The organism is uncultured Tessaracoccus sp. (genome assembly GCF_947255005.1).
Classification (GTDB): Bacteria; Actinomycetota; Actinomycetes; order Propionibacteriales; family Propionibacteriaceae; genus Arachnia.
On sequence record NZ_CAMYFI010000093.1, the window covers coordinates 1 to 5,799 of the forward strand.

The 5,799-nt window shown below is 62.0% G+C and carries 5 protein-coding genes; 2 read left to right on the plus strand and 3 right to left on the minus strand.

Annotated features, from left to right (window positions below; translation table 11 throughout):
- Window positions 1–417 precede the first annotated feature (417 nt).
- The 3 genes from Q0X61_RS12330 to Q0X61_RS12340 are packed head-to-tail and all read right to left on the minus strand — an operon-like array spanning window position 418 to window position 2,998.
- Complete coding sequence (locus Q0X61_RS12330) at window positions 418–999, minus strand: hypothetical protein (RefSeq protein ID WP_297743070.1); 582 nt, start codon at window positions 997–999, stop codon at window positions 418–420.
- A 5-nt stretch (window positions 1,000–1,004) separates the two neighbouring features.
- Complete coding sequence (locus tag Q0X61_RS12335; RefSeq protein ID WP_297743072.1) at window positions 1,005–2,264, minus strand: hypothetical protein; 1,260 nt, start codon at window positions 2,262–2,264, stop codon at window positions 1,005–1,007.
- A complete protein-coding gene (locus tag Q0X61_RS12340; protein ID WP_297743074.1) occupies window positions 2,261–2,998 on the minus strand; it encodes an ATP-binding cassette domain-containing protein in 738 nt (245 codons plus the stop codon). Before Q0X61_RS12340 ends, Q0X61_RS12335 begins: the two co-directional genes overlap by 4 nt.
- 929 nt (window positions 2,999–3,927) lie before the next feature.
- Between Q0X61_RS12340 and Q0X61_RS12345 the strand changes: the two genes are divergently transcribed.
- On the plus strand, window positions 3,928–5,088 hold the full coding sequence (locus Q0X61_RS12345; RefSeq protein ID WP_297743075.1) for a sensor histidine kinase: 1,161 nt from the start codon (window positions 3,928–3,930) through the stop codon (window positions 5,086–5,088).
- Window positions 5,085–5,753 (plus strand): response regulator transcription factor, encoded by a 669-nt coding sequence (locus Q0X61_RS12350; RefSeq protein ID WP_297743076.1) that lies wholly within the window; start codon window positions 5,085–5,087, stop codon window positions 5,751–5,753. The genes Q0X61_RS12345 and Q0X61_RS12350 overlap by 4 nt, the downstream gene beginning before the upstream one ends.
- Window positions 5,754–5,799 lie beyond the last annotated feature (46 nt).

The window sequence follows — 5,799 nt, forward strand, 5'->3', positions numbered from 1 at the left end:
CCGAGCGCGCCAAGGGCACACCCTTCGAGCACCACCACGTCAACCTCGCCTGACGCTCTCCGGGGTTTCGATACACTCGCTCCGCGGGCTACTCAAGCACCGGAGACAGCGCTACCTGACCATCGAGTAGGCGGCGCAGCCGACGTATCGAGATGCGCCGAGTGAAAAACTTCATAATCCGTACGCAGCTTCGCTTAACCCCTCAAAATCGGAGGGTTTGGTCAATCTGCGTACGGATTTTGAAGTTTCGTGCTGGGTTTCGATACGCATGCGGCGGGGTTTCGATACGCGCCTACGGCGCTACTCAACCACCGGAGAGGCCCCACTTGACCACCGGGCGCTCCCGCCCGACCGCCGAGTGCCCGCCTGACCCGACCGTCGAGTAGGCGGCACAGCCGCCGTATCGAGACGCAGCGATCATCCTGCGCGCGAGTGCGCCGGTTTGTGTTGACTCCAGACTGTTACGCAGGCGCCAGCTAGAGCCACCACCACGGAGACGCCGATGAATTCCAGGCTGCGCTGGGTGGGCGTGAACGGGTTCCAGGCTGGCGAAACCAGCTTGGGCACCATCGCAAGAAGCAATGCAGCCGCGTGCGGGACCGAAACCGCTGAAGGCCATCGTGCGGCGATCAGCCCGCTGGTTCCGAACAGCAAACCACCTGCGGCGACGTGCTGCGGTGCGCTCACACCAGGGATAAGCCACGGCCAGCTGAGCACGAGTCCGCAGATCGCAATAAGCAGACCTTTGGCGGGCGTCAACGAAATCGAGGCAGTTCGCTCTCGCCAGGCATGCTCAGGCACAAGCAGCCAAGAGCACAACGCGCTAGAAGCAATCATTCCCAAGCTCGTGACGAGTTGGGATTCATCGCCGTGCAACATATCTGGATTGAGTCGCGGCGCTGCTGCTAGCCCGGTCGCACACAACGCGATCACAACAATGCCAAGTTGTGCCACCAACCACCAAGCATGCAACCCTCGTCCAGCTAGAAAAAGTCGCATCCCATTCATGGTTGGTCCAACAGCTCTTGCGCACTCATGTCACAGACATTCGGATCCTTCCTGCGTTGCGCCAGAAAAGTGCCTAGCTTCTGCTCACTCCACCCCTCTATCTTGGCGGTTGCCGCCCGATAGTCGTCATCATCCTCACTGATGAGCTGGTTGTCACGTTCATTGTGGACAAACATCTCGGCGCCCTGGGCTTGCAACAGCGACGCAGTTCGTGACAGGAGCGCGGGCTGCAGTTCACCACCAACGCACGTCTTCGATGTCAGTAGTGCCGACGCAATGTCGAACCGCAAATCCGCATCGCTCGCCATCATCGATGGCCCTGTCCATCCAGACTCGGGGGATACAACGAGCAGTCCGGTTTTCTCATCATGAGGAACTGTGGTGATTCCCTCCACTCCTTGCAAGAGATCGGGATGTGCACGACGCACCTCGAGCGCGACTCGGTTCATGGTAGGGACAAGGGTTGCGAACGCGGCAGGATGGCAGATGGTGAACCCTTGGTGTTCGCTACAGTTCGAGACCGCTGCGGCGGGATTGAGCGCGACAGTAGGTAAGCTAGTCACCCACGGCACGGCGATGATGCCCGCGAGGATCCCCGTCGCCAGCATACTATGTCGTCTGGCTGTAACGAGCGTGACCATGAAGAGCAGTACCGAAACGGCCGCGAGCACGATGTGCACTCGAGTAACGAGCGGCAGGGTGCCGAACGGGTCCGCGATGGGCAAAAACGGCAGGGCCCTACCCAATGATGCTTCCACCGTCCCCAGATGAAACACCGCGATCGGAACTCCTGGAGCAAGTAGCCAGGCGCTCTTCCAAGGAGCGTGAAGCCCTATCCACCAACCCCAGAGCCAACCGGCGACAGTCCAGCACGGACCAGCCAAGGTCAAGAGCCAACTCACCTCCCCAAACCACCCGGTACTGATGATCTTCACCCCAGCAGCGAGCATCAGATCACCTGCGAACGCAATGATCACCGCTGGCCAGAGCGCCGCCGCGAGGACGACAAGCTGTGATCTAACTGCGGTACGCAGACGAAGAGATGCGCCCTCAACCACCGACGAGCGCACAAGCCAGGTGCCCGCCAGACTAGCGGCAACCGTTGCCCAGAGATGCGTATGCAGCAGCACACCCGACGCGATTTCCTCCCAACCCCACCACCATGCCCGCAATACGGCTAGCTGCACCGCCTGCATCGTCACTAGCAGCATCGCGAGCAGGGCTACAGTCGACGCCGAACGGTAGGAACGTCTCACGTCGCTAACTCCCGACGAAGAAAATCAGCGAAGGCACTGGACGAGCGCTCCTCGCCTGCCGCGTTAGTGACCGTGGTCTGCGTGCGTAGCGATCCGTGCGCGAGCACCAACACTTCATCGGCTACCGTTGTGACGTCCTCGGTGAGATGCGTTGCCAAGAGCACGTACGGAGCGAAACCAGATTGAGCTAACAGCCCATTGAATGCATCACGCTGGAGTGGGTCCAGCCCGGCAGTGGGCTCATCGAGGAGCAACAGTTGCGGCTTATGCACGATGGCACAGGCTAAACCAGCTCGCCGTGCGGTACCACCCGACAGCCGAGCACAGCGCTCATTCTTCCACTGTGCAAGATCAGTGGCCGCGAGAGCCTCCTGAACGGCCCCCACCCCGGAAGCACCGGACAGGCCTTTGAGCCAGGCTGCGTACGAAACCGCGTCTTGCACGGTCATGCGACCGGGCAGACCGTCCTTCTGCGGCAGATATCCGATGTGGCGCTGACGTTCACGCTGGTTGCCCGCTCCGACAGCCGCGCCGTCTATGGCAATCGCAGTGGACCCATCCCGTAACACGCCCGCCATCAGCGCGAGCAGCGTTGATTTTCCCGATCCGTTCACGCCAACGACAGCGTGGTTGCCACGGGGCAGGGAGAACTCACATCCCTCCAGGCGCCATTGGCTGTTCGACGTTGCCCACCGCGAGTAGGAGAACGTCGGCACTTCAACGTGCAGAGTCATAGAGGAAGGCTATCATCGGTTGATGGTCACAGGTTTTCCGCACGGATCGAACCAAAAGGGCACGTCGGTACACAGTCGGAGGGATACACCGCGAATCTTTGTGAAGGTGTAGTTGGTGTTGATAACGGTAAATGACCTGCTCTGGTTCCTCAAACTAACAGTGTTTGGCGAGACCCGCTTCCAACTCTCAGAACCCATTACGTTACGTGCTTGACCCTGCGTGTACACCTTCCTCATACCGTAAGCACGCTGGGTGCCTTTCACCAAAGCGTAGTTGTTTCCCCATTTCGTTACAGACATGCGGGCGGTTCCATCAGAGTTTCCGTAGGAAACGGCGGCAAAAGCAGCCATCGGTATGAGCGCCATCGCACATCCCCCTGCTACCGCTTGTATAAACCTTCTAATTTTCATAAGCAAAAAGTACCCCCCCGCCCGCAGGAGTCAACCTAGAGAAGCACAGGTCATGCCAACCAGCCGCATCGGCTTCACACATCTACACGTTCTGAAAATTGACATCTTGAATCGTCCTGGGTCTGGTCGGGGGCTTTCAAACCAGTGAAGGCGAGCGTCGTGTCAATTCTAAGAAAGTACAACATTGGGTTGCAGCAGGGACGAGGCGGATGGCGTTGGGAGCGAGGGAAGGCCCCGAGACTCGTCACGGAGTGGTTTCGATCCGCGAGCTCCGCTTACCCGACCGTCGAGTAGGCCCGAAGGGCCGCATCGAGGCGCACCGACCGGGTTTCGGTACGCGCCTACGGCGCTACTCAACCACCTGACCGGCCCGGGTTTCGATACGCCCGCTCCACGGGCCACTCACCACCGGAGTCGGAGCCGGTTTCGATACGCCACTTCGTGGCTACTCAACCACCGTCGCCCAGATCCAACCGGGGTCTGATGCGGCGTCGCGGCTCGCCTCGTAGGCTGACACCATGCTGAGTCGTGTCCGTACCGTCGACGTGGTACTCGCGCTCTGCCAATTCGCACTGGGGATGATCACCTGGGGATGGGCGCCGTCGCATTCCCACACCTTGTGGCTGCCATTGTTCATCTTGCTCTACGCAGGCCTCATCATCCTCCGTCGCGCCGCACCTGCACCGTCGGCTGCCGCAATCTATACGCTCTCGCTCGCCCAGGCGTTGCTGGGCATCGAGCCCGGCCCGATGAACCTCGTCGTGCTGCTTTCCGTGTACTCCGTTACTGCCCACGGCCCCACCTGGGCCAACCGACTAGGGCTCGCCGGTGGCGGAATCGGCGCCTTCATATTCGCTGTACTCGTCGCCGGACGGAACCCCAGCGGCGTGATCGTCTATTTCCTACCCACGCTCTTCGCCGTCGGTGTGGCATGGGCTCTCGGGCTCGCGCGCCGCGGCGGAATCACGCAGCAGCGCACCGACGAGGCACGGATCGCCGCCTTGGAATCCGCCAAAAGCACTGACGCCGAACTCGCAGTCGCCGCGGAACGCTCACGGATCGCTCGTGAGATGCACGACGTCGTCGCTCATTCGTTGGCCGTCATCATCGCCCAGGCCGACGGCGGCCGATACGCGGCAGCGACCAACCCGGAACAGGCCACGAAGTCGTTGGAGACGATAGCCGAGATCGGGCGGGACGCGCTCGCCGACATCCGTCGCATCCTCGGCGTGCTTCGCACCGCCGACGCCGACGTCGCCATCGTCACACCCCAACCCACCAGCGACGACCTCGCCGACGTGATCGCTCGCGTCAAGGCGACCGGCATCGACGTGGCGTACACCACGATGGGCACTCCCCGGCCCATGATGCCGGGAATGAACGTCACCCTGCAGCGCGTGTGCCAAGAAGCCCTCACCAACGCGCTCAAACACGCCGGGCCGGGCGCAAAGATGTCTGTCATGCTTTGCTACACCGACGCCGACGTCACTTTGCAGGTGGATGACGACGGTCGCGGCGCGGCGGCGCTCTCCGACGGTGCCGGCAGTGGGATCGTCGGAATGCGCGAGCGCGCTGCCCTGTTCGGCGGCACCCTGCACGCCGGCCCCAAGGCCACCGGGGGGTTCCGCGTCAAACTCACCCTTCCTCTCTCCCCCGACCACGCTCAGGAGTCCACATGATCCGCGTCGCACTCGTCGATGACCAACAGCTCGTCCGAGCCGGGTTCGCCATGGTGATCGACTCCCAACCCGACCTCGAGGTGGTGCTGCAATGCAGCGACGGCGCCGAGGCCGTCGCGCAGATCCCGACGGAGAACGTCGACGTCGTGCTCATGGATGTGCGCATGCCTGGGGTCGACGGCATCACCGCCACCGAACAGCTCGCTACCCGCCCCGAAGGCGACGCGACACCGAAAATCATCATCCTCACCACGTTCGACCTCGACGAGTACGTACTGCGCGCGATCAAGGCGGGCGCGTCGGGATTCCTGCTGAAAGACACCCCGCCCGAGGTCATGCTGGGCGCCATCCGCACCGTCCATGCGGGCGACGCGGTGATGGCGCCGTCGTCAACGAAACGCCTCCTCGACCACCTCGTCGGCACGCTCCCCGACGAGGAACGCACCGCCCCCGCTGCCCTCGACGTGCTCACCGACCGCGAGCGCGAGGTGCTCGTACTGATGGCCCGAGGGCTCAGCAACCAAGAAATCGCCGCCGAGTTGTATGTCGCGGAGGCCACGGTGAAGACACACGTCGGGCGAATCCTGATGAAACTCGATGCCCGCGACCGCGTGCAGGCCGTCGTCGTGGCGTACGAAACCGGGCTGGTCACCCCCGGGCATTAACGACTTGCGCGACTGAGCGCACTCTAGATGCCAATTTTGGCCGTTT